Annotated in this window: 22 protein-coding genes; 8 read left to right on the forward strand and 14 right to left on the reverse strand. The window is 71.6% G+C overall.

The features are described 5' to 3' along the window. Positions 1–1714 precede the first annotated feature (1714 nt). On the forward strand, positions 1715–2347 hold the full coding sequence (locus ACFQU4_RS17760) for a mechanosensitive ion channel family protein (protein ID WP_377494262.1): 633 nt from the start codon (positions 1715–1717) through the stop codon (positions 2345–2347). Between the two features lie 4 nt (positions 2348–2351). Here the strand turns inward: ACFQU4_RS17760 and ACFQU4_RS17765 are convergent, their stop codons facing one another. Together ACFQU4_RS17765 and ACFQU4_RS17770 are read right to left on the reverse strand one after the other, a co-directional pair. Beyond that, the gene (locus ACFQU4_RS17765; protein ID WP_377494264.1) at positions 2352–3248 is read right to left on the reverse strand and encodes an alpha/beta fold hydrolase; all 897 of its coding nucleotides are present in this window, start codon (positions 3246–3248) and stop codon (positions 2352–2354) included. An 85-nt stretch (positions 3249–3333) separates the two neighbouring features. Continuing rightward, positions 3334–3762, reverse strand: coding sequence for an OsmC family protein (locus ACFQU4_RS17770; protein WP_377494266.1), 429 nt, complete (start codon positions 3760–3762; stop codon positions 3334–3336). A gap of 107 nt (positions 3763–3869) precedes the next feature. Between ACFQU4_RS17770 and ACFQU4_RS17775 the strand changes: the two genes are divergently transcribed. Next, positions 3870–4310, forward strand: coding sequence for a globin (locus tag ACFQU4_RS17775; RefSeq protein ID WP_377494268.1), 441 nt, complete (start codon positions 3870–3872; stop codon positions 4308–4310). Positions 4311–4316: 6 nt separating this feature from the next. Here the strand turns inward: ACFQU4_RS17775 and ACFQU4_RS17780 are convergent, their stop codons facing one another. Further along, positions 4317–5702 carry an alpha-glucosidase/alpha-galactosidase gene (locus ACFQU4_RS17780; RefSeq protein ID WP_377494270.1) on the reverse strand — a complete coding sequence of 462 codons (1386 nt, stop codon included), beginning with the start codon at positions 5700–5702 and terminating at the stop codon, positions 4317–4319. A gap of 96 nt (positions 5703–5798) precedes the next feature. Here ACFQU4_RS17780 and ACFQU4_RS17785 point away from each other — a divergent pair, with 96 nt between their 5' ends. Beyond that, a complete protein-coding gene (locus tag ACFQU4_RS17785) occupies positions 5799–6653 on the forward strand; it encodes a helix-turn-helix domain-containing protein (protein ID WP_377494272.1) in 855 nt (284 codons plus the stop codon). Here ACFQU4_RS17785 and ACFQU4_RS17790 read toward each other — a convergent pair. The 3 genes from ACFQU4_RS17790 to ACFQU4_RS17800 form a co-directional block, all read right to left on the reverse strand. Further along, complete coding sequence (locus tag ACFQU4_RS17790; protein WP_377494274.1) at positions 6638–7675, reverse strand: NAD(P)-dependent alcohol dehydrogenase; 1038 nt, start codon at positions 7673–7675, stop codon at positions 6638–6640. The two genes, ACFQU4_RS17785 and ACFQU4_RS17790, sit on opposite strands and share 16 nt — an antisense overlap. A gap of 78 nt (positions 7676–7753) precedes the next feature. After that, positions 7754–8359 carry a response regulator gene (locus tag ACFQU4_RS17795; RefSeq protein ID WP_377494276.1) on the reverse strand — a complete coding sequence of 202 codons (606 nt, stop codon included), beginning with the start codon at positions 8357–8359 and terminating at the stop codon, positions 7754–7756. After that, a complete protein-coding gene (locus ACFQU4_RS17800; RefSeq protein WP_377494278.1) occupies positions 8356–9522 on the reverse strand; it encodes a sensor histidine kinase in 1167 nt (388 codons plus the stop codon). Before ACFQU4_RS17800 ends, ACFQU4_RS17795 begins: the two co-directional genes overlap by 4 nt. 114 nt (positions 9523–9636) lie before the next feature. Here ACFQU4_RS17800 and ACFQU4_RS17805 point away from each other — a divergent pair, with 114 nt between their 5' ends. The 3 genes from ACFQU4_RS17805 to ACFQU4_RS17815 all read left to right on the forward strand — a co-directional run bounded on the left by ACFQU4_RS17805 (position 9637) and on the right by ACFQU4_RS17815 (position 11080). Beyond that, the gene (locus tag ACFQU4_RS17805; RefSeq protein ID WP_377494280.1) at positions 9637–10227 is read left to right on the forward strand and encodes a hypothetical protein; all 591 of its coding nucleotides are present in this window, start codon (positions 9637–9639) and stop codon (positions 10225–10227) included. 81 nt (positions 10228–10308) lie between these two features. Next, the gene (locus ACFQU4_RS17810; RefSeq protein WP_377494282.1) at positions 10309–10689 is read left to right on the forward strand and encodes a DoxX family protein; all 381 of its coding nucleotides are present in this window, start codon (positions 10309–10311) and stop codon (positions 10687–10689) included. Between the two features lie 55 nt (positions 10690–10744). Further along, positions 10745–11080, forward strand: coding sequence for a GNAT family N-acetyltransferase (locus ACFQU4_RS17815; protein WP_377494284.1), 336 nt, complete (start codon positions 10745–10747; stop codon positions 11078–11080). A 9-nt stretch (positions 11081–11089) separates the two neighbouring features. Here ACFQU4_RS17815 and ACFQU4_RS17820 read toward each other — a convergent pair whose 3' ends face one another. Together ACFQU4_RS17820 and ACFQU4_RS17825 are read right to left on the reverse strand one after the other, a co-directional pair. Then, positions 11090–11782: an NADPH-dependent F420 reductase gene (locus tag ACFQU4_RS17820; RefSeq protein WP_377494286.1), complete on the reverse strand. Its 693-nt coding sequence runs from the start codon at positions 11780–11782 to the stop codon at positions 11090–11092. A 1-nt stretch (position 11783) separates the two neighbouring features. Then, positions 11784–12836: an LLM class flavin-dependent oxidoreductase gene (locus ACFQU4_RS17825; RefSeq protein WP_377494288.1), complete on the reverse strand. Its 1053-nt coding sequence runs from the start codon at positions 12834–12836 to the stop codon at positions 11784–11786. A 71-nt stretch (positions 12837–12907) separates the two neighbouring features. On the opposite strand from ACFQU4_RS17825, the gene ACFQU4_RS17830 reads away from it, so the two are divergent. Beyond that, positions 12908–13390: a MarR family winged helix-turn-helix transcriptional regulator gene (locus ACFQU4_RS17830; protein WP_377494290.1), complete on the forward strand. Its 483-nt coding sequence runs from the start codon at positions 12908–12910 to the stop codon at positions 13388–13390. A gap of 17 nt (positions 13391–13407) precedes the next feature. On the opposite strand, the gene ACFQU4_RS17835 is transcribed toward ACFQU4_RS17830, so the two are convergent. From ACFQU4_RS17835 to ACFQU4_RS17855, 5 genes are all read right to left on the reverse strand, one after another. Continuing rightward, positions 13408–14715, reverse strand: coding sequence for a M20 family metallopeptidase (locus ACFQU4_RS17835; protein WP_377494292.1), 1308 nt, complete (start codon positions 14713–14715; stop codon positions 13408–13410). Positions 14716–14871: 156 nt separating this feature from the next. Continuing rightward, positions 14872–15471, reverse strand: coding sequence for a GNAT family N-acetyltransferase (locus ACFQU4_RS17840; RefSeq protein ID WP_377494294.1), 600 nt, complete (start codon positions 15469–15471; stop codon positions 14872–14874). Positions 15472–15554: 83 nt separating this feature from the next. Beyond that, a complete protein-coding gene (locus tag ACFQU4_RS17845) occupies positions 15555–16373 on the reverse strand; it encodes an acyl-CoA thioesterase (protein ID WP_377494296.1) in 819 nt (272 codons plus the stop codon). A 22-nt stretch (positions 16374–16395) separates the two neighbouring features. Continuing rightward, the gene (locus tag ACFQU4_RS17850) at positions 16396–17622 is read right to left on the reverse strand and encodes a Gfo/Idh/MocA family protein (protein ID WP_377494298.1); all 1227 of its coding nucleotides are present in this window, start codon (positions 17620–17622) and stop codon (positions 16396–16398) included. 52 nt (positions 17623–17674) lie between these two features. Further along, a complete protein-coding gene (locus ACFQU4_RS17855; protein WP_377494300.1) occupies positions 17675–18625 on the reverse strand; it encodes a helix-turn-helix transcriptional regulator in 951 nt (316 codons plus the stop codon). 60 nt (positions 18626–18685) lie between these two features. On the opposite strand from ACFQU4_RS17855, the gene ACFQU4_RS17860 reads away from it, so the two are divergent. Continuing rightward, a complete protein-coding gene (locus ACFQU4_RS17860; RefSeq protein WP_377494302.1) occupies positions 18686–19495 on the forward strand; it encodes a GNAT family N-acetyltransferase in 810 nt (269 codons plus the stop codon). A 579-nt stretch (positions 19496–20074) separates the two neighbouring features. Here ACFQU4_RS17860 and ACFQU4_RS17865 read toward each other — a convergent pair. After that, entirely contained in the window at positions 20075–21490 is a 1416-nt protein-coding gene (locus ACFQU4_RS17865) for a rhamnulokinase family protein (protein ID WP_377494304.1), read from the reverse strand. Positions 21491–21500: the final 10 nt, after the last annotated feature.

Genomic DNA, 21500 nt, shown 5'->3' on the forward strand with positions numbered 1-21500 from the left:
GACCGAATCCCGGACCAAAACACCCGACGCACCTCGCCCGGCACAGTCGGCCGACCAATACGAGCCATCCCACACCTCCACGAACAGGTGTTGCGATCAGCGCGTGATTGGAAGGGCCGAAATCGAGCCAAAGGCGTCCACTCGGCGAACCCGGAGCGCGGTCGAAGGGCGAGGCGACGCAGGCCAGTGGGCTGGGCACGCTGACCGACGGCCGCGACTCCGGCATGGACCGAACCCCGACCTGGCGGGCAGCAGGGAACGGGCCCACACTTCGACCGGCGGCGTGCACCCACCCGAACGCAACCGCGGCCCACCCCATGAGTAGCTGATGCCGCGATCGCGACTGCGGCAAGACCCCGATCCCGGCTCGGCCGGCCACAGAGACCAGGCCCACACCTCGACCGGCGACGTGCACACCTCCGAACGCCTCGGCGGGCCCGCCGAGCCGTGGCTGATGGCGCAATCGCGACTGCGGCAAGGACCCTGGATCCCGGCTCGACGGGCCACAGAGACCGAGCCCGCACCCAATCCGGCGGCCCGCACCCACCCGACCGCAACCGCGACCCTTGCACCCATCCGCGACTGATGCACCGGTCGCGGACGCGAGGAACGATCGCGCCTGCGGCTTGTGGGCTGACCGTCCGGTTGCCAAACGGCGCGAATCCGCCCTCGGCGAGACCCTCGGGCGACATCACCGAGTGGACGGGTTGACCGGCAGAACCGCCGAAATCGAGGTCAAGGCGTCCACTCGGCGAACCCGGAACTCGGACGAAGGGCGAGGCGACGAAGGACGGCGGGCACGCCGATCGACGTGTCCGACCGTGGCATGGACCGAGCCCCCAGATCGGCGAGCAGGACCGGGCCCACACTTCGACCGGCAGCGTGCACCCGCCCGAACGCAACCGCGGCCCGCCCCATGAGCAGCTGATGCCGCGATCGCGACCGCGGCAAGACCCGGATCCCGGCTCGGCGGGCCACAGGGACCGGGCCCGCGATCCGGCGGCCTGCACCCACCCGAGTGCAACCGCGACCCCGCCCATCAGTAGTTGATGCCGCGATCCCGATTGTGGCAAGTCCCCGATCCCGGCTTGGCCGGCCACCGAGACCGAGCCCAATCCGGCGGCCGCACCCACCCGACCACAACCGCGACCCGCACACCCATCCGCGAGGAACGATCGCGGCTGTGGTTTGTGGGCTGCGCTTCCGGGTCGCCAAGCGGCGCGAACCCCCGCCCCGAGCCGAGAGCCTCGGGCGACGTCACCGAGTGGACGGGTTGACCGGCAGAACGGCCGAAATCGAGGTCAAGGCGTCCACTCGGCGACCCCGGGGCTCGGACGGAGGGCGAGGCAGGCGGGCAGGGCACGTGGATCGAGGGTTGCGACTGCGGCAGGAACCGAGCCCCGGATTGGCGGGCCGCAGGGACCGGGCCCGCGATCCGGCGGCCTGCGCCCACCCGAACGCAACCGCGACCCCGCCCATCAGTAGCTGATGCCGCGATCCCGACTGCGGCAAGACCCCGATCCCCGCTCGGCCGGCCACCGAACCCGCGCCCAATCCGGCGGCCCGCACCCACCCGAACACAACCGCGACCCGCACACCCATCCGCGATCGATGCACCGGTCGCGGACGCGAGGAACGATCGCGGCTGCGGTCGTGGGCGGCGCGGATTGGCGGGTGGGGCGGGGGGCGGGGAGGGCGCGGCTAGTCTGGGCCGGTGCCCGACTGGTTTCCGAAGGACTTCGCTGCGGTGGTGGTCTTCGCGCCGCTGCGGATCACGTTCCTGATCATCGTCGCGCTCGTCGTGCGTTACATCGCCCACCGGCTGGTCGACCGTACGATCCGCAAGTCGATGAACGCGACGCCGCGACAACGCAATCGGGCGATCGAGGCGCTGACGGTGCCGGCGCGGCTGCCGGCGGAGCGCCGGGCACAACGGATCCAGGCGTTGGGGTCGCTGACCAAGAGCGTGACCACGGTGGTGATCCTGGTGATCACGGTGATCATGATCTTGACCGAGCTCGGCTTCAACGTTACGACGATCATCGCCGGTACGTCCTTGATCGGCGTCACGCTGGCCTTCGGGTTGCAGAATATCGTCAAGGATTTCCTGGCCGGTGTGTTCATGCTCATCGAAGATCAACTCGGGGTCGGCGACTTCGTCGACATGGAGAAGGCCTCCGGCACGGTCGAGGAGATCGGCCTCCGGGTGACCCAGCTGCGGGACGACGACGGCACGGTCTGGTACGTCCGCAACGGCGAGGTGCTCCGGGTCGGCAACTACTCGCAGGGCGGGCCCGGCCGGCCACCCGAGCCCGAGCCCGAACCCGAGGAATCCCTGACGGAGTAGCGGTTCAGCCGGTCCGGCCGAGGAAGCCGGACAGCCGGGCGGCGACCTCACCCGCCGGCTGGTACGGCAGCGAGTGGTGCGAGGCGTGCCCGATCACGGCGACCTCGGCCCCGGGCAGTCGGCGCAGCGCGGCCAGCCGGGTCCGCCGGGCGTCGTTCACTCGGGACATCCCGGCCAGCATGATCAGGGTCGGCGCGGTGAGGCTGCGCAGTTCGGCGGCGCTCGGCCGGTGCTGCCGCGGCGGCAGCTGCCGGGGCACCCCGGTGCCGGCCGCGAACAGTTCCAGCCAGTCCTCGTCGACCGGAACGCCCGTCGACTCCCAGCGCACCAGGGCGCGGGCCCGGGCCGGCGTGCTGGTCAGGGACAGCGCCCATTCCCGGCTCCGGTAGCCGGCCCGCGGCCGGTCGAAGCAGTCGACCGGGTCCAGCAGGGCGAGGGCGGACACCCGGTCCGGCGCCGCGAGGGCGTACCGGAGCGCGAGCCAGCCACCGCTGCCGTGTCCGGCCACAGCCGCCTGGTCGACGCCGCAGCCGTCGAGTACCCCGGTCAGCCAGTCCAGCAGGTCGGCACCGCTGCGGATCGGCAGGTCGGCGCCGCCCAGCCCGGCGTCGCCGAGCCGGTCGATGGCGAGGATCCGGTAGCGCCGGGCGAGCAGGCCGGCGAGGGCGTACCAGATGGTCGAGGTGGCCCCGGCGCCGTGCAGCAGCACCAGCGGCCGGGCGTCCGGCGGGCCGGCGACGGTGACCGCGGTGCGGCCGAAGCGCGAGTCCAGGTGTTCGGTCGTCGCGGCCGGCCAGCGGTCCAGCATCGCGTAGTAGCGGTAGAGGAATCGGCGGTACGGGTCGCCGCGGTCCGGGTAGCCGCGCAGCGTCGGCCAGCGCGTCGAGGGTGGCAATTCCATGATCACGATCATGAAACGCCAACGTCCGCCGGCGCATCGGCCGACGGACGTATTGCTGCTACGGCAGCGGGCGTAAGGAGAGGCCCTACTGGACCAGGGTCGCCTCGAGGGTGATCTCGGTTCCGGCCAGCGCCTGCGACACCGGGCAGTTGGCCTTCGCGGTCTCGGCGGCCTGCTGGAACTGCTCCGCGGTCAGCCCCGGCACGGCGGCCTTCACGGTCAGCTTGATCCCGGTGATCCCGGTGCCCGGCACGAAGGTCACGTCGGCGGACGTGTCGACGGTGGTGGGCGGGGTGCCGGCGCCGGCCAGGCCGTGCGACAGCGCCATCGAGAAGCAGGTCGAGTGCGCGGCGGCGATGAGCTCCTCCGGGCTGGTCTTGCCGTTCGCCTGCTCGGCCCGGGCCGGCCAGCTGACCGGGTAGATACCGATCCCCGACGAGGCGAGCTCGACGGTGCCGGAACCCTCCATCAGCGAGCCTTCCCAGTGGGCGTTGGCCGTGCGTACGGTAGCCATGACGATCTCCTTCTCGGCGGATGTGTGCGTCTGTGGTGTTCGCCGCTTATCTTGCCAGGCACCCGCCGGGCCGATGTCGGTGGGAACGTGAGGAACAATGGGTGGCGATGACGCACACTGAGGACCGCCAGTCGTTCTACGACGAGATCGGCGGACACGAGACCTTCGTCGCCCTGACCAAGCGGTTCTACGAGGGCGTGGCCGACGACCCGCCGCTGCGCGAGTTGTATCCGGAGGAGGACCTCGGGCCGGCGGAGGTACGGTTCCGGATGTTCCTCGAGCAGTACTGGGGCGGCCCGACCACGTACAGCGAGGAACGCGGGCACCCGCGGCTGCGGATGCGGCACGCGCCGTTCGCGGTGACGCCGGTGCAGAAGGACCGCTGGCTCAAGCACATGCGCGACGCGGTCGACTCGCTGAGCCTGACCGAGGAACAGCACGCGATCCTCTGGGAGTACCTGGAGCGGGCGGCGCAGTTCATGGTCAACACCCTCGACAACGACGGCCCGCCGGCGATGCCGGGGCTGATCATCCAGCCCCGGCCCTGATCCGGATCAGGCCGGACGCAACGCCTCCGGCAGCAGCGGGGCGTGGGCGGCGAGCAGCTCGTCGGTCATCGCCCGGATCTGATCAAGATCGAGCAGTGCCGCGGTGAGCGGATCCAGCGCCACGGCGTGGTAGACGTGTTCGCGGTTGCCGGTCAGCGCCGCCTCGACGGCCAGGGTCTGGACGGCGATGTTGGTCCGGTTGAGCGCCGCCAGCTGCGGCGGCAGCGCTCCCATCGTGGTCGGCTGCACGCCGCTGGCGTCGACCAGGCAGGGCACCTCCACGCACGCGTCCGGCGGCAGGTTGCTGATCGCGCCGTCGCGGTTCGGCACGTTGCCGTGGATCACGCTCAGCTCGCCGGTCACCATCGAGTTGACGATGCTGGCGCCGTACTCGACCGACGGTGACAGTTCGGCCTTCAGCCGGTCCAGCTGGGCGCCCAGGTCGCCCGCCTCGTCGTGCGCCGAACAGATCTCGTAGTAGTCCCAGCGTTGCGGGATGTATTCCTTGATCAACTCCGCGTTCTTCCGGAAGTACGGCAGGTACTCGGAGGCGTGGTGGCTTGACTCGGTCTCGAAGTACCCGAACATGTTCATCAGGGCGGTTCGGACCTGCTCGTTGCCGCCCTCGTAGTTGCTGGCGGCCGCCGCGGCACCACTGTGGTCCCCGTCGTCGGTGATCAACTTCTCGGCGCCGTGGGACCGGACGTGGCGCCGGGCCATCTCCTCGCGCAGCCGGGGATAGAGGTCGGTCCGGCCCTGCCGGAACTCCAGCACCCAGGCCTGGTGGTTGATCCCGGCGCAGCGGTAGGCGACCTCCTCGTACGGGACGTCCAGGGTGCGGGCCAGCATCCGGGTGGTCCCCTGCACGCTGTGGCAGAGCCCGACGGTCGGTGCGCCGATCGCGTTGAGGTAGCCGGTCGCCATCGCCATCGGGTTGGCGTAGTTGATGAACTGGGCGTTCGGGCAGAGCTCGCGGGCATCCTCGACGATGCCATGGTAGGCCGGCACCGAGCGGAGGAACCGGAAGACGCCGCCCGGCCCGATGGTGTCGCCGACGGTCTGGTCGACGCCGTACCGGCGCGGGATCTCGACGTCGTGCCGGTACGCGTCGAGGCCGCCGACCTGGAACGTGATGATCACGAAATCGGCGTCCCGCAGGGCCTCCCGCCGGTCCGTGGTCGCCTCCAGCGTCGCGCCGAGACCGTGGTGGGTGATCAACTCCTGCGACACCTTGGCGACCCGGGTCAGTCGGGTCTCGTCGATGTCCATCAGGCACAGGGTCGCGTCGCGCAGCGCGGGGAAGCTCAGCAGGTCACCGATCAGCCGGAACGGGAACACGTACCCACCGGCGCCGATGATGGTGATCTTGGGTCGCAGAATCGTTGAGGCCATACCGCGACGCTAGGCGCCGATCCGCCGGGTCCGCCTCCGGCCGCCTCGGCAACCCTTCCGGGATCCTCCGCTGGGGCGGGACACTAGGATCGCGGCATGTCCGGCGCTGGACCGCTGCCCGACCCGGTGGACGTCACCGGGTCCGAATTGTGGCTGCACCGGGGCGCGCCGCCGTCGATGGCGCGGCCGCACCGGCACGACGATCTTGAGGTGAACCTCGTGCTGCGCGGCCGGCTGGACTACCTCTTCGGGGGCGACCGGCTCTCGGTGGCTGCCGGCCAGGTCGCCGTCTTCTGGGCGGCGACACCGCACCATCTGCTGCCCGGCCCGGAGCAGACCGAGGGCTGCTGGCTGCACCTGCCGCTCGGCACCGCGCTCGGCTGGAACCTGGCCGACTCCGACGTCGCCCGGCTGCTCTCGCTGACGCCGGTGATCGCACCACAGAGCTGCCTCGGGCATGACGCCATCGTCCTCTTCGGCACCTGGATCCGGGAGCTCGGCGGGTCGGACCCGGCGGCCCGGATCCCCGCCCTGCTGGAGATCCAGGCGATGATCAGCCGAGTCCTGCGGTACGCGGAGCGGCGGCCGGACCGCCCAGACCAGCAGCCCGGGCCGGACGGGGCGCTCGGGCCGGTGGCCACGATGGCCCGGTTCATCGTCGAGCATTTCCGGGAGCCGATCATGATCGGCGACATCGCCGCCGCGGCGCATCTGAACCGCAGCCACGCCGCGATGATCTTCAGCCGCAGCCTCGGCACCAGCCCGGGGCGCTACCTCGCGCGGCGCCGGATCGCCGAGGCCCAGCGGCTGCTGATCACCACCAGCCTGGCCATGATCGACATCGCGCACGCCGCCGGCTTCAGTTCACAGAGCAGCTTCTACGAACAGTTCACCCGCTACTGCGGCACCTCGCCCGGCGACTACCGGCGCCGGCATCAGCGCCCCGGATAGACCACCGGTTTGAGGCTGTGCGGGTCGGTCTTCGACGCCTGCAACGCTTCGGCGACCTGATCCAGGCCGAACCGGCCGGTGACCAGCCCGTCAAGATCAACGGCGCCGGAGGCGGCCAGCGCGATCGCGGCCGGGTAGCAGTTGGCGTACCGGAAGGTGCCGGTGACGACGAGTTCCTTGATCTGGATCTCGGCCACCGGAAGCTCCAGGTTCGGTGCGCCGAGGCCGACCAGGACGATCCGTGCCGCCGGCGCCGCCACCTCGAACGCGGACCGGACCGCCGACGCCGCGCCGGAGCACTCGATGATCACGTCCACCGGCTCCAGGCTGTCGGTCAGCGGACCCGCGGTCGCGTCGATCACCTGGTGCGCGCCGCGCTGCCGGGCGACGTCGAGCCGGTGCTCGACCGCGTCGCTCACCGCGACCCAGGAGGCGCCCCGGGCCCGGGCCACGTCGGCGCAGAGCAGCCCGACTGGGCCGGCACCGGTGATCAACACCCGGTCCCCCGGCTCGATCGCCGCCTTGCGTCCGGCCCAGACGCCGACCGACAACGGCTCGATCAGCGCGGCCGCCTCGTCGGACAGGGTGTCCGGGACCGGGTGGGCCCGGTGCGAGGCCAGCACGACGTACCGGGCGAACGCCCCGTGCACCGGCGGCGTCGCGAAGAACTCGACGTCCGGGCACAGGTTGTAGCGCCCGGACAGGCACTGGGTGCAACGCCCGCAGGTCTGCTGCGGCTCCAGCGCGACCCGCTGCCCGACCCGGTCCGCCGGAACGCCCGCGCCGACGCCGCGGATCACGCCGGACGCCTCGTGGCCGAGCACCAGCGGCTCGGTGACCACGAAGTCGGCGATCCGGCCATGATCGAAATAGTGCACGTCGGAGCCGCAGACGCCGACCGCGGCGACCTCGATCAGGACCTGGCCCGGCCCCGGCTCGGGGACCGGCGCGGTGTCGACCACCACCTCACCGGCCCGGCGGAGCAGGGAGCGCGGCTGTTCGTTCGGCAGGTCTGCGGTCATGATCGACACGATAACCCTCCGAGTTGATCAGCAAAGGCGGACGACCCCCTTGGACCCCCGCTCCGCGTAGGGACAGGCTCAGATCCACCCGTGGTGCTGGGCGACCTGGATCGCGGCGGCCCGGTCCGGGACCTCGAGCTTGGTCATGATCGCCGCCGCATAGTTGCGTACGGTCCCGGCCGACAGCCCCACCCGGCGGGCGATCACGGTCGGCGTGCCACCCTCGGCCAGTGCGGCCAGCACCTCGAGTTCCCGCTCGGTGAGCGGGCAGTCCGGGCTGATCAACAACTCGGCCGCGAGCTCCGGATCGACGTAGCGCGCGCCCTCGTGGACGCGGCGGATCGCCTGCGCGAGCAGGCCCGCCGGCGCACCCTTGGTGACGAATCCGGACGCGCCGGCCCGCAGCGCGCGACGCAGATGGGCCGGCCGACCCCGGCCGGTCAGGATGATCACCCGGCAGGACGGCAGCGCCAGGCCGATCTCCGTACTGACGCCCATCCCGTCCAGCTTCGGCATGTCCAGATCGACCACGGCGACGTCCGGGCGATGGTCGAGGACGGCCTGCACCGCCTGCCGTCCGTCGCTCGCCACCGCGACCACCGACAGGTCCGGCTCGAGATCGAGCAGGGTGGCCACGGCGTCCCGGATCAGCGCCTCGTCGTCGGCCAGCAGAAGCTTGATCATGACGGCCCAGTCTGGCACGGCACCGTCGCCTCGAAGACGAAACGCTCGCCGTCCCGGCCAGCCCGGACCGATCCGCCGAACTCGGCGAACCGTTCCCGCATCCCGGCCAGTCCGGTGCCCGCCCGGCCCGACTCTGCCGGGAACTCGGCGGCGTCGTTGACCACCCGGAGCCGGAGGTCCCGACCGGCCCGGTCGAGCGTGATCACGCACTCGGTGCCCCGGCCGTGCCGCAGCACGTTCGTGCTCGCCTCACGCAGGGCGATCGCCAGCAGCCGGGACACCGCCGCCGAATCGGGGCGGGCCGCAAGCTCCATCCGGTACGGGATCCCGGCCGACGCGAGCGCCTCGCCGACCGCGACCGCCTGTTGATCAAGGTCGATCCCGCGGTAGCCGTCCACCGTGGACCGCAGCTGGACCAGCGCGTCGGCGGTCAGCCCGCGGAGCTGCCCGGCCTCGGCGGCGGCCCGGCCGGGATCGTTCGGCTGCAACCGTTCCACCAGCTCCGCCTTCAGCGCGATCACCGAGAGCGAGTGGCCGACCAGGTCGTGGATGTCCCGCGCGAACCGCAGCCGTTCCTCCGCCACCGCCAGCCTGGCCCGCGCCTCCCGGCCGGCCCGGAGTTCGCCGACCAGCCGCCAGAGTGCGTACGGCAGCCCGCACATGAACGCGACCGTCCCGCCGACCGAGATCGCCGTGAGCCCGTACCCGAGCGGGTCGCCGACCCAGGACCCGACGGCGAGCACCGCCACCAACAGCGCCAGCCAGCCGCCGATCAGCACCACCGGCCGCCGGTAGATCAGCGGCAGCGCACCCCCGACCGAGCCGCCGAGCCAGGCCCAGGTGGACCAGTCGGCGCCGCCGAGCGGCGCGGCCAGCGGGATCGAGGCCAGCAACGCGAGCCAGAGGGCGACATCGGTCGGGGCCGGCCGCACCGCTCCCCCGGCCGCCACCTCGTCCTGCATCAGCGACCGGTAGAGCGCCGCGGCGAGGGCCACGGTGACCAGGGCGATGCCGATCGCGCCGGGGATGGCGCGACCCGGCCCGGGGTCCCGGGCGAGCGCGAGGCCCGGCATGATCGCCGTCGACGCCGGCGCCGCGAGCAGCGCGACCAGCGCCACGGCCCGCGCCCGGCGAACCGGGCGGTCGGCGTCGTCGTACCCCATCGTGCGTCCTTCCCTCGTCGTCGCCACCATACCCCGGCCGGGTATGTGCAGTGCATGAATTCCGATGACAGCCCGACCGATGTCCCCGCCGCCGAGGCGCACCACGCTGAACCCATGAACACGACCCCAGACCCCGCGAAGAACCCCACTCACCTGCACCCGGGTCCACTGGCCGCCATCCTGGCCCGCTGGCCCAGCCTGGTCGGGCTGGCGGCCCTGATCGCCACCTCCGCCGGCGGCGTCGACGCCCACGTGACGGCGACGGTCATCATGATCGCCGCCCTGAGTTACCTCGCCGCCGCCGCGACCGACCGGCCCGCCGCGGCCTGGATCACCATCCCGGCCGGCGTCGCACTGGTGACCGTCGGCATGCTGACCGCCCTCGACGCCATCCTGCTGCTGATCCTGGCCGCCGCAGCACTGGTGATCTTCGGCCTGATCCGGCGACCCCGGCCCGAATGGCACGAACTCGGCTTCCAGGCGGCCGGCTTCGTGGGCTTCACCGGCCTGGGCCTGGTCGCGATGATGGCCGACCCGGTGCTGGCCGCCCACCTGGCTGCGCTGGCCGCGATCGGCCACGGCGCCTGGGACGTCCTGCACCACCGGCGGAACCGAGTGGTCGGGCGCTCGTTCGCCGAGTTCTGCGCGGTCCTCGACTTCGGCCTCGGCGCCGTGATCCTGATCGTCACCTGGCTGTCTCTCTGAGCACCGGACCAGCCCTGATTGACACGTCAGCTACATTGGAGCAGGTAACTGACGCATCAATCACATCGCCGAAGGATGATCATGACCGTCGTACTCTGGATCGCCGCCGGCCTGCTGGCCCTGCTCTTCCTGGCCGCCGGCGGCATCAAGGTGATCACGCCGAGGGAGAAGCTCGGCGCCTCGCCGAACATGACCTGGACCGAGGACTTCCCGCCCGGAGTGATCAAGTTGATCGGCGCCCTCGAGGTACTGGCGGCAATCGGCCTGATCCTGCCCGGACTGCTGGGGATCGCGCCGGTCCTGGTGCCGCTCGCGGCGGTCGGCCTGATGCTGATGATGATCGGCGCCATGATCACGCACGGGCGACGCGGCGAGCGGCAGCCGATCGTGATGAACCTCGTCCTGTTCGTGCTGGCCGGCCTGGTCGCCGTGGGCCGGTTCGGCCCGGTGCCGTTCAGCTGAGCCGCACCGACCGGCCTACCGTGGTTCCTGCCCAGTCCCCCGTCGAAGGGTCATCATGAATCAGTCAGCCAACCCCGTCGTCGAGCGCGTCGATGCCCGGCACCGGTACGAGATCTCGGTCGACGGCGCCCGCGCCGGGATGACCGAGTACCGCGACCGTGGCAGCCAGCGGATCTTCTTCCACACCGAGGTGGACGAGGCGTACGCGGGCCAGGGCCTGGCCGGCGAGCTGGTCCAGCAGGCCCTCACCGACACCCGGGCCGCGGGCCTGCGGGTGGTGCCGGTCTGCGCCTACGTGACCCGGTTCGTGAAGCGGCACCCCGAGTTCGCCGACCTCGCCGACCCGGTCACCGCCGACGTCCTGAGCTGGCTGGAGCGAGAGCTGGGCTGAGGCCTGGACTCAGGCGACGCCGGCTCGGGCGAGGGCGACGGCCCGCCCCCGCTCCGTACCCTCGAAGCGGTCCAGCCGCGCCCGTACCTCCGCGGCGTCGACATCGGCACCGAACAGTTCGGTGCCCGGCTCGAAGCGAACCCCCTCGGCCAGCGGCCCGGCGATCACCGGGTCGAAGCCCAGCCGGTCGACCAGGTCCGCAACAACGGCCAGGTCGGCCGACCCGTCGCCGGCGATCGCGACGGCCAACCGGCCGGCGGCACCGGCCGGCCGCGCCCGGCCCTCGAGATCGTGGTAGCCGACGTGATTGAGCGCCTTGACGACCCGGGAGCCGGCCAGGAACGCCTGAACGATCTCGCTCGACGAGGTCCGCGGATCCGTGAGATCGGGCCGCACCCCGTCGATCTCCCACCAGTAGTTCATCGCGTCCACGACCAACCGGCCGTGCAGCTCCGCGACCGGGAGTTCGCGATGCCGGCCGAGCGGAAGGGCCAAGATCACCAGATCCGCCACAGCGGCTTCGGCGGCGCGCACCGGCCGGGCCCCCGGAGTGAGGACGTCGACGGTCAGCGCGATCCGCTCAGGGTCACCGGAGCCGGCGATCAGCACGCGATGGCCGGCCGCCAGGGCGAGCCGGGCCAGCACGGTGCCGAGCTTTCCGGCGCCGAGGATGCCGAGGGTCGGCAGGTCCAGGTCGGTCACCTCACACCCCGGCCTTCACGGCCCGGTCGGCGACCAGCTCACGCACGCGCGGGATCACCTCGGTCCCGTACAGCTCGACGGCCCGCAGCCGGGCGCTGATCGGTTGCGAGCCCGCGGTGTAGATCAGATCGAAGCGTTCGACACCGAGCGTGGTGATCGTCCTGGCGATCTTGGTGGCGACCGTGGCCGGCGAGCCGATGTAGAGCGAGCCGTACGCGATCTCCTCCTCGTACTGGTCGCGGCGGAGCGGCGGCCAGCCGCGCTGCGCGCCGATTCGATCATGGATGACCCGGTAGCGCGGCCAGAACACCTCCTTGGCCTCGTCGTCGGTGTCGGCGATGAAGCCGGGCGAGTGCATGCCGACGCCGTGCGCGGGCGTGCCGAACTGTTCGGCCGCCCGGCGATAGAGCTCGACGTAGGAGGCGAACCGGCTCGGCGGGCCGCCGATGATCGCCAGCACCATGGGCAATCCGTACCGCGCCGTACGGATCACGGACTGCGGCGAGCCGCCGACCCCGACCCAGGTCGGCAGCCGTCCGGACTCGGACTTCGGAAAGACGTCGGCCTGGTCCAACGGGGCCCGCAGGTCACCGCTCCAGCTCACCGGCTGCTCGTCCAGCAGCCGCACGAAGAGATCGAGCTTCTCCTCGAACAGCCGGTCGTAATCGGCCAGATCGTAACCGAACAAGGGAAAGGACTCGGTGAACGAGCCGCGGCCGAGGATCAGTTCGGCCCGGCCGCCCGAGATCCCGTCGACGGTCGCGAACCGCTGGAAGACGCGCACCGGGTCGTCCGAACTCAGCACCGTGACCCCCGACGACAGCCGGATCCGCGACGTGCGGGCGGCGATCGCGGCGAGCACGGTCTCCGGCGTCGAGATGGCGTACTCCGGCCGGTGATGCTCACCCAGCGCGATCACGTCGACGCCGAGCTCGTCGGCCAGCACCGCCTCCTCGACGACCTGGCGGATCGCCGCCGGGTACGTCACGAGCTTGCCAGTGTCGTCCTCCGGGACGTCGCCGAAGGTGTCGAGTCCGAAGATCAGATCGGGCATGGTCCCGCCTCCCAAGTAGTTGACGCATCAATCATATACCCTGTGATTGACACATCAACCAGGGAGTGGCCATGGCGAGAGAACGGGCGGCCGGGCGGCCGGCGAAGCGGCGGCTGCCGACGAAGGAGGAATTGCGGGTCTGGCGGGAGTTCATCGAGACCGCGGAGGCGCTGCGGGCCGAGCTCGCCTCACGGCTGCAGTCCGAGTGCGGACTCTCGACCGGCGACTACGCGGTGCTGCTCGCCCTCAGCGAAGCGCCGGGGCGGCGGCTGCGCTCCTCGGAGCTCGCCGCCGGCATCCGCTGGGAGCGCAGCCGGTTGTCCCACCATCTCGGACGGATGGAGCGGCGCGGGCTGATCCGCCGCGAGGACTGCGCCACCGACAGCCGCGGTGCGGAGGTCGTCCTCGAGACCGCCGGCGCGGAGGCGTTCCGGCGCGCGACCGTACCCCACCTCCGCGCGGTACGGGAGCTGTTCGTCGACGCCCTCACCCCGGAGCAGCTGGCCGCCGCGGCCGACCTCGCGGCGGCCCTGGGCAGTCACCTCGATCCCTAGCGGCGACGGAGCGTCGGTCAGCGAGCGACCCGGCCGCGCTCGGCGAGCCAGCCGGCCATCGCGCGCACGCCGGTGCTGATGGCACCCTCGTCCGGGTCGAAGTTGACATGGTGCGGGAAGGCGGCGGTGACCGGCGCGCCGGGCGAGCGCACCCCGACGAAGCTGTAGGTGACCGGAATCCGCTGCCCGAACAACGCGTAGTCCTCTCCGTTGAACGGCGGCGCGGCGTGCATCCGGGCGACCTGCCCGGCGCCGAACTCGCGGCGCAGCCGCCGCTCCAGCCGGGCGCCGTCACGTTCCGGACAGACCAGGGCGGGGAACGGCGGGTCGGGAAACTCGGCCCGCCCGCGGTACCGGCCCGCGACCGTGCCGATGCTCCGGCGGACCTCCCGATAGCGGTCCTCCGGCCAGCACCGATAGGACAGCCGTACGGTGACCGAGCCGTCCGCCTCTTCGTGCGGCGTCGCGTGCTGGATGTTGACGAACCGGGCCAGCGGTCCGTCGGGTGTCCCGAGGTCGACCACCAGCTGCTCCATCGCCGCCAGCGTCGTGGGCGGAGCCACCGTGGCCAGCCGCAGCAGGTCGGCAGCCAGCGCCTCGGCCCGCGTCGCGGCACCGGGGCCGGTGAGGACGACCCGGCCGCGGTCCAGGCCCGGCATCCCGTACCCGGGCGTGACGGCGATCGTGCCCACCGGGAGCGGGCCGCAGTGCAGCGCGTGCAGCTCCCGGACACCGGTGCTGCGCAGCACGCCGTCGTCGATCATCGCGCGGGCACCGGCGAGATTCTCCTCGGCCGGCTGGAACAGGAACGCGTACGTCCCGCTGAGTCGCGACCGGAGCCGGGCCAGCACCTCGGCGACACCGACCCCGATCGCGGTGTGCAGGTCGTGCCCGCACAGGTGGCCGGCGCCGACCGAGCCGCCGACCGTGCCGCCCGCCGGTACCGCGTCCAGGTCGGCCCGATAGCCGACCGTGCCGCCCCGGTGCGCGCCCCGGAGCAGGGCGACCACGCCGTGACCGCCGACGCCGGTCGTCACGCTGAGCCCGGCGGCGCGCAGGCGGTCCGCCACCAGCGCTGCCGTACGACGCTCCTCGCCCGCGACCTCGGGATGGTCGTGGATGGTCCGCCGCAGCGCGACGAGGTCCGGCTCGAGGGTGCCGGTCACCGCGTCGATCGAGGGCTGGTCCACCGGGCGGTGCGCCGGTCCGGGGCCGGCCGTCGCCGCGGTGGGCGCGGCCAGGCCAGCGAACGTCGCCAGGCCGGCCGCCGCGCCGGCCTGGAGAAGGCTCCTGCGGCGGAGGTTCTGCGGTTCCTTGCTGATCACGGCAACTCCTGACGTCGTCGGCTCCGGGCCTTTGCCCGAGCCCGGTTCCAGCGTCATCCCATGGGCTACCGGTTCCCAGCCTGCTGACCCACCAGCGGGGCCGGGGGTTGTCCCCACCCGCGGGCTCTGTTGCCTGTCGTCGAACCGCGATCAAGATCAGGGACGGCGGAGGAACCAGTTCGGCCGGCCGAGCACCGGAGCCTCGCCGATCACCGTGAAGCCGTGCCGGCGGTAGAACGCGACGTTCTCCGGCTTGTCCGTCTCCAGGTACGCCGGCTCGGCGGTCCGGTCCCAGCGGGCGGCGAATTCGTTCATGATCAACGACCCGATCCCCTGGCCCTGCCGGTCCCGATCCACCGCGATCGGCCCGAAGTGGTGGTGCGGCCAGTCGGGGTGCTGCCGTTCCCAGGCGCTCTGCCAGGCCAGCACCCGGAGCAGCCGCCGCGGTCCGACGTTGATCATGATCGCGGCGGCCCGGGCCTGCTGGCCGGGCCCGAGCCGGCACCGGCCGGGCGCCGCGGCGGCGGCGACGCCGACCAGCGTCCCGCCGTCGTAGGCGCCGAGCGTCTCCCGGTCGACCGCCACCCGCAGCAGCCCGCGAAACATCCACGTGAGGCACTGCTGCCGGGTCTCCGGGTCCGGGCCGAAGGCCGCGACGTGGCCCGGGTTGTCCCGCATCCCCCGGGCCAGCACCCCGACGGCCGCCTCGGTCTCGTCGGCGCCGACCGGTCGCAGTTCGATCGTCGTCCTGGTCATGGCTTCACTCTGCCCCGGTCGCCGGGCCGAGCGCGTGCGTGATCCCACCCGGCGTTCCCTGGCTTCGCCGGCCGTCCCGTACGTCAGGAAGCGACCAGCCAGCGGGAGAAGGCGGTCCGCTGCTCGTCGTCGATCGGCCGCTCGGCGACCAGGACGGTACGGGCGGCCGCGTACCGCGTTCCGGAGTCGTCGCGGATCTCCGCCGCCAGCGACACCGAGCGACGGCCGATCTCCGTGACCACGGTCTCGGCCCGATAGGGCTCGACGGCGAAGTCGATCGGCTTCAGATAGTCGACGTCCTGCCGCACCACGACCCAGCGGTCGCCGTCGCCGAGCTCGTCGGCGACCATCGCGATCCGGGCCTCCTGGATGTAGTCGTAGTACCGGACGTTGTTGACGTGACCGTAGGAGTCCAGGTCGGACCAGCGGACCCGGATCGGCGAGCGGTGGCCCGTGCCGGTGAAGTTGATCTTGCCCGAACCGACCGCCCGGAGCGGTTCGGCCGGCGCCAGATGCTCGGTGAGGAAGGACCGCTCGTCCGGGGTCAGCCGGCGCAGCGCGTTGCGGGCCAGGTCGAACGGGGTCGCGACGGTCCGGGCCCGGACGGCGATCGTGTCGCCGTCGTGGACCTGGTAGCCGATCACGAACCGGCCGGCGCCGACCGCGTCGACCCAGAGGTCGATCCGCAGCGGCCGGCCGGCGAACACCACCGGAGCCAGATACTCGACCTGGTGCCCGGCGACGATCACACCGCTGTCCAGCAACTCCCGCATCGCCGGCGGCCCGGAGTGCAGGAAGGCGACCCGGGCCTCCTGCAGATAGTCGACGAACGCCGCGTTGTTGACGTGGGCCTGCGCATCCATGTCGCCCCAGCGGAGCGGGCAGTCATAGCTGTAGGTCACCCCGGCATCCTGCCAAGGCCGGTCAACGGATGCCGGGACGGGCCTCCGCCCAGCGACCTCGGGTGAAGTCGGGGAACTCGACCGGAGCACCGCCGGCGGCGACCGAGGCGAAGCTCAGCGCGGACGGCGCACTCCAGGCCGCGGCATCGTAGACGTCCATCTCGGGCACCTCCCCGGACCGCATCGTGGTGATCAACTGGAGCAGCATCAGGTAGTCCATGCCGCCGTGCCCGCCGGCCTCGCGGGCCCGCGCACCCTCGTCGGTCCACAACCGGTGCTCGTAGTCGCGGAACCCGTCCAGCTCCACGTACTCCTCGACCTGGGCAGGATCGTCCGGGTCCTCGACGAAGATCCGCGGCGGGAAGTCGGTGAAGATCCCTTTGGTGCCGACGATCTCGTTCCTCCGACTGTACGGACGTGGACCGACCACCTGGTGCTGCAGCAGGATCGTCCGACCACGCTCGGTGGCCACGATGGAGGTGTTGATGTCGCCGCAGCGATACACCTCGCCGGCGGTGCTCGGGTCGAGCTCCTCGGGATGACTGTCCCGCCAGGCGTCCAGGCCGAGCGACACCGAGCTCATCGACGTCATCCGGACGAACCGGTCGCCGCGATTGACGTCGAGGTAGGCCGCCACCGGGCCGAGGCCGTGGGTCGGATAGAGATTGGCGTCCAGGTCGACGTGGGCCTTGCGCCGCCAGGCGGTCTGCGTCATCAGCGGCCGGCGAAGATCATGAAGATAGGCCGCCTCGGCGTGCAGCAGGTCGCCCAGCACCCCGTCCCGGACCAGGTTGAGCACCAGCAGCTCGTTGTAGCCGTAGTTGCAGTTCTCCAGCATCACGCAGTGCCGCCGGGTCCGCTCGCTGGTGTCCACCAGCTGCCAGCACTCGTCCAGAGTCAGCGCCGCCGGCACCTCGACCGCGGCGTGCTTGCCCGCTTCCATGGCGGCGACAGCCAGCGGTGTGTGCAGCTCCCAGGGATTGGCGATGATCACCAGATCGATGTCGTCCCGTTCGATCACCGCCGTCGCGTCGGTCACGGCATCGGCCCGGCGCCCACCCGCGCCGGCCACCCGGTCGGCGGCCGCCTCGGCCCGCTCGGCCGAGACGTCACAGACCGCGCGCACCTCGGCGCCGTCGATGATCAACAGGTTGCCGAGCAGCGAACTGCCCCGGTTGCCGGCCCCGATCAGTCCGATCCGGATCCGGTCACGCCCCTCGAAGGGAACGTTGATCATGGTGTCCACCACCGGACCATCGTAAAAGGGTTAGCCCCTAATCAGCAATAAGCGGCGTCCACAATTAGGGATTGAGTTCGAGGAAGCGCCGTGCGCCCTCGGCCGCCCGCGCCCGCAGCTTGTCCGGCGCGACCACGACGACCTCGGAGCCACCGAGCGCGCCGACCAGGGCGACCGCGCCGTCCCAGTCCTCGGTGTCGAACTCCGCGTCGGCCCAGCCGTCCTGGTCCGGCTCCGCGATGATCTTGCTCCTGGCGTACGCCCAGCCGGCCCGGACCAGCGCCTCGCCGCGCAGGCGCAGCCGGACCTGGAAGGACCCGAACCGCTCCGCGTACGCCTGCCGGGCCTGCCGCCAGTGCGTACCGAGATCGAAGCCGTCCGGCCGGACGAAGGTCTCCTCGGTCGTGATCAACTCGTGCAGCCGGGACACCCGGTAGGTGCGCACCAGGTCGCTGCCCCGGCCGACGAGATACCAGCGGGTTCCCTTGCGGACCAGGCCGTACGGCTCGATCCTGGTGGTCCGGCGACCGCTGCCGTACCGCACCTCGATGATCTTGTCCGACCAGATCGCGGCGAGCAGCCCGGGCAGCAGCGGCGGCGGGTCGCCGGCGGTCGGCTCCCAGTACCGGTCCGGGTCGAGGTGGATCCGCTGCCGGGCGTGCTCGGCCTGCTCGCGAGCCGCCGGGGCGATCGCCGCCAGCAGCTTCATGATCAACTCCTCGCCCGGATCGTCCAGTCCGAGATCGCTGAGCAGCCCGCGCGGATGGCCGACGATCATGGCCAGCGCCTCGCCGGTGGACAGGCCGGTCAGCGTGGTCCGGTAGTCCTGCACCAGGGCCCAGCCGCCGGCGCCGCCACGGACCGAGTAGACCGGGATGCCCGCCGACGACAGCGCCTCCATGTCGCGGCGGATCGTCCGGCTGGACACCTCGAGCTCGCGGGCCAGCGTCGGCGCCGACACCACTCCCCTGCCCTGCAGGCGGAAGACGATCCGGAGCAGCCGATCGGCACGCATGGCTCACATTCTGCCCGTACCGGACAGCAGATGTCCCCTTCCGTCGGTCAAGCTGAGCGCATGGCCACCCGACCGCCGCTGAAAGTCACCACCAAGGAGTTGTCACGGCGCACGTTCGACGACTTCTCGGAGTTCTTCCACCGGGTCCACGGCTGCGCCTGCACCCTCTACTTCTTCGGCCGGCATCTGACACCGCTGTCCGGGTCCGCCCAGGAGCGGGCCCGGCTGCTCGGGACTGCGCCGGACCGGGCCAAGGGGCACTTCCCGCATCGGGACCTGATGCGTCAGCGCGAACTGGCCGCAGTCAAGGAGCTTGTCGATCAAGGAAAGGCCCACGGGATGCTGGCGTACGCGAACGGCGAGCCGGTCGGCTGGTGCAACTTCGGCCGCGCCGACGAACTGCCGGTCGTCCGCGACGACAGCACGCCGGCGAGGTTGCTGGCCCGGGACCCGACCTCGGACTGGCGGATCACCTGCCTGACCACCCGGATGGACCACCGGCGGCGCGGCGTCGCGACCGCGGCACTGGCGGCGGCGGTCGGGGCGATCAAGAAGCGTGGCGGCGGCTGGGTCGAGGCGACCCCGGCGTCCTTCCCGCACGACGATCCGATGGTACGGAAGCTGCGCCGGACCTTCGGCTGGGGATCAGCCGAGGTGATCAACTACCTGCGCGACAACTGGCCCAGCCGGGAGATCGCGGGTGTCGGCCGGGTGGAGGCCTGCCTGACCACCAGCAAGACGATCGGCCACTCGGGGATCATGTCGATGTACGCCAAGCTCGGCTTCGAGGTGGCCGGCCTGGCCGGGGACGGGACCCCGAAGGACCCGCGCTACCCCGGCCACTGGCTGATCATGCGCCGCAAGGTCTGATCAAGGCGTCGGGCTTGGCGAAGTCGATCTTGGAGGCCGTGATCGAAAACCTGCTCCCCCTGAACTGGCCGCACCGCGGCTGATCGGAGCAGGGATCCCGAAGATCTTGCGGTACGGCACCGATGGCACCGATCGGGCCCACACCGAGTGGACGCTTTGACCGCCGTCAAGCGTCGCCGGGCGGTCTTTCCGTCCACTCGGTGATGACGGTTTCCTGGCCGACGAGAGATCTTGCGGTCGAGACCCCTGCGCGCCCCGAGCAGCTGGCTCCTTCAGTCATCCTCGTTCGGTGCCAGGACGGCGCCTCCCCGACGGTTTCCTGCAGAGTGTGGCATCGTCGCTGTTCACCCGCGCGAAGCCGTTCTCGGTCACAAGGAGTCCGGCGCCTGCTGCTGGGAGCAACCGACCACGACGAGCCCGAACAACGTCACGATCACGAGATTCTGGAAGTCGGCCCTCGGGCGAATCATCAGAGGTCCGCGTAGTCCGTGACCTCGATGACGCACGTGAGCTTGCCCGCCGATCTGAGCAGGAATCGGTGAATCCGCACCAAGCTGAGGTCTTAAGTCCCAACCAAGATCAGGTCGGGATGGCGGTGCGCAGGTCGGCCAGGGATCCGGACAGGGCGCCGTGGCTGCGGGCCTGGACCAGGACGTTGCCGATCGCGGTCGCCTCGACCGGTCCGGCGATCACGGGCAGGCCGCAGGCCTCCTCGGTGAGCCGGCAGAGCAGCGCGTTCTGGGAGCCGCCGCCGGTCACGTGGACGGTCTCGACGGCCCGGCCGGACAGTTCGCCGGCCTGCCGGACGATCGAGGCGTACGCCGTCGCCAGCGACTCGCAGATCGTGCGGGCGAACTCGGCCCGGGTCCGCGGCACCGGCTGGCCGGTCCGTGCGCAGGCCGCCGCGATCCGGCGCGGCATATCGTCCGGCGCGATGAACTCCTCCGCGTCGACGTCGATCACCGCGACCGGGCCGGGCACCTCGGCGGCCTCGCCGAGCAGCCGACCAAGATCAACGGGACCGCCGTCGCGTTCCCACTCCCGGACGCACTCCGACAGCAGCCACAGCCCGCCGGCGTTGCGCAGGTAGCGGACGGTGCCGTCGACGCCGCCCTCATTGGTGAAGTTGGCCAGCCGGCTCTCCGCGGTCAGGATCGGCGCATCCAGTTCGACGCCGACCAGGGACCAGGTGCCGGACGAGATGTAGGCCGCCGCGGACGAGCGGAGCGGGGTGCCGGCCACCGCGGATGCCGTGTCGTGCGAGCCGACCGCCGTGATCACCGTGGACCGGGACAGGCCGGTCCGGGCCGCGACGTCGGGCAGCAGCGGGCCGAGCACCGTACCGGACGGAATCACCTTCGGCAGCAGGGATCCGTCGAGGCCGAGCCGTTCCATGATCACCGGAGACCAGTCCCGGGCGGTGGCGTCGAAGAGCCCGGTGGTGGACGCATTGGTGGCCTCGGCCTGCCGCCGGCCGGTCAGCCGGTAGGCCAGCAGGTCGGGCAGCATCAGCATCGTCCGGGCCCGGGCCCAGCGGTCGCCGCGCTGCTCGGCGGCCAGCTGGTAGAGCGTGTTGAACGGCAGGAACTGCAGCCCGGCGATCCCGTACAGCTCGGCGAAGTCGATCTTGCCGTGCACGTCCTCGATCACCGCAGCGGTCCGGTCGTCCCGGTACGCGAACGGGTCGCCGATCAGAGCACCGTCGGCGTCGAGCAGGCCGTAGTCGACGGCCCAGGTGTCGATGCCGATGCTGACCACCTGGTCGTACCGGGCCGCGAGCCGGGTCAGTCCCTCGATCACATCACGGTGGATCCGCTCGAAGTCCCAGAACAGGCCCCTCGCCCGATGATCGAGCTGGTTGCCGAAGCGGTGCACCAGCTCCAGCTCGATCCGGCCGTCGACGACCCGGCCGGCCATCACCCGGCCGCCGGACGCCCCGATGTCGACCGCCCCGAACACCGGACCGGTTGTGCCCTGAGCCTGTCGAAGGGTCATGATCATCGCC

It is taken from the genome of Microlunatus sp. GCM10028923 (assembly GCF_042666975.1).
In the GTDB taxonomy this organism is placed as follows: Bacteria; Actinomycetota; Actinomycetes; order Propionibacteriales; family Propionibacteriaceae; genus Microlunatus.

What these genes read in the sequence shown, in the direction of transcription:
- ACFQU4_RS17765 (WP_377494264.1), bottom strand. Translation starts at nt 3,248, where the DNA reads ATGGAATTGCCACCCTCGACGCGCTGGCCGACGCTGCGCGGCTACCCG.
- ACFQU4_RS17770 (WP_377494266.1), bottom strand. Translation starts at nt 3,762, where the DNA reads ATGGCTACCGTACGCACGGCCAACGCCCACTGGGAAGGCTCGCTGATG.
- ACFQU4_RS17775 (WP_377494268.1), top strand. Translation starts at nt 3,870, where the DNA reads ATGACGCACACTGAGGACCGCCAGTCGTTCTACGACGAGATCGGCGGA.
- ACFQU4_RS17780 (WP_377494270.1), bottom strand. Translation starts at nt 5,702, where the DNA reads ATGGCCTCAACGATTCTGCGACCCAAGATCACCATCATCGGCGCCGGT.
- ACFQU4_RS17785 (WP_377494272.1), top strand. Translation starts at nt 5,799, where the DNA reads ATGTCCGGCGCTGGACCGCTGCCCGACCCGGTGGACGTCACCGGGTCC.
- ACFQU4_RS17790 (WP_377494274.1), bottom strand. Translation starts at nt 7,675, where the DNA reads ATGACCGCAGACCTGCCGAACGAACAGCCGCGCTCCCTGCTCCGCCGG.
- ACFQU4_RS17795 (WP_377494276.1), bottom strand. Translation starts at nt 8,359, where the DNA reads ATGATCAAGCTTCTGCTGGCCGACGACGAGGCGCTGATCCGGGACGCC.
- ACFQU4_RS17800 (WP_377494278.1), bottom strand. Translation starts at nt 9,522, where the DNA reads ATGGGGTACGACGACGCCGACCGCCCGGTTCGCCGGGCGCGGGCCGTG.
- ACFQU4_RS17805 (WP_377494280.1), top strand. Translation starts at nt 9,637, where the DNA reads ATGAACACGACCCCAGACCCCGCGAAGAACCCCACTCACCTGCACCCG.
- ACFQU4_RS17810 (WP_377494282.1), top strand. Translation starts at nt 10,309, where the DNA reads ATGACCGTCGTACTCTGGATCGCCGCCGGCCTGCTGGCCCTGCTCTTC.
- ACFQU4_RS17815 (WP_377494284.1), top strand. Translation starts at nt 10,745, where the DNA reads ATGAATCAGTCAGCCAACCCCGTCGTCGAGCGCGTCGATGCCCGGCAC.
- ACFQU4_RS17825 (WP_377494288.1), bottom strand. Translation starts at nt 12,836, where the DNA reads ATGCCCGATCTGATCTTCGGACTCGACACCTTCGGCGACGTCCCGGAG.
- ACFQU4_RS17830 (WP_377494290.1), top strand. Translation starts at nt 12,908, where the DNA reads ATGGCGAGAGAACGGGCGGCCGGGCGGCCGGCGAAGCGGCGGCTGCCG.
- ACFQU4_RS17840 (WP_377494294.1), bottom strand. Translation starts at nt 15,471, where the DNA reads ATGACCAGGACGACGATCGAACTGCGACCGGTCGGCGCCGACGAGACC.
- ACFQU4_RS17855 (WP_377494300.1), bottom strand. Translation starts at nt 18,625, where the DNA reads ATGCGTGCCGATCGGCTGCTCCGGATCGTCTTCCGCCTGCAGGGCAGG.
- ACFQU4_RS17860 (WP_377494302.1), top strand. Translation starts at nt 18,686, where the DNA reads ATGGCCACCCGACCGCCGCTGAAAGTCACCACCAAGGAGTTGTCACGG.
- ACFQU4_RS17865 (WP_377494304.1), bottom strand. Translation starts at nt 21,490, where the DNA reads ATGACCCTTCGACAGGCTCAGGGCACAACCGGTCCGGTGTTCGGGGCG.